The sequence below is a fragment of the Streptomyces sp. NRRL B-24572 genome (assembly GCF_002156145.1).
Taxonomy (GTDB): Bacteria; Actinomycetota; Actinomycetes; order Streptomycetales; family Streptomycetaceae; genus Streptomyces; species Streptomyces vietnamensis.
On record NZ_MWIG01000965.1, the window covers coordinates 1 to 605 of the forward strand.

The 605-nt window shown below is 66.1% G+C and carries 1 protein-coding gene; it reads left to right on the forward strand.

The features are described 5' to 3' along the window. Nucleotides 1-605 (forward strand): hypothetical protein (locus tag CCN56_RS43710; RefSeq protein WP_179200151.1); only part of this gene is annotated, 605 nt, incomplete at both ends.

Consider the following 605-nt stretch of genomic DNA (forward strand, 5'->3'; position numbering starts at 1 on the left):
CCCCGCTCGATCCCCGTCCGATCGATCTCGCCGCCAACGCGGTGCTGGTCCTCCAAACCCAGCTGCGCCTGGCCTCCCACGACGGCCTCTCCCGACTGCTCCAGGGCTTTGTCTCGGTGACTGATGCCGCCCAGGAAACCGCAACCACCCAGGCACTGCGCGACCTCACTGACATCTCAGAACTGCTGAGCGCGGGGGAAGCCCAGCGCGCCGAACAGGCCGCATCCGCTGCCATCGCCACCGTATCCGAGCCCTGGACCAAGTCCACGGCAGAGTTGAAACGCCTGCTCATCGAAGCTCTCGTCCAGCAGGAAAAGTGGCAGGACGCCCATGCGGCGCTCACCGACTTCCTGCCCTACTCCGGGCCTCGCACCCTGCACAGCTTCTCCGTGCGAAACCTCGTACACAATGCCGGCCTTGCCGGCGCATGGAAGTGGGTCACGACCGGAAACCAGCAGGCGGTCGAGTTCTTGGGGCGCCTCCTCGAGGAAACCAGCATCGACGAGAACCCAGCGCCGGAAATCCCCACGGATCACGCGCGCTTCGTCCTCCTGCGTCTGGTGCACGGCATGTGGCGATCCTTCAGCACCGACTCCGCGGCCTCC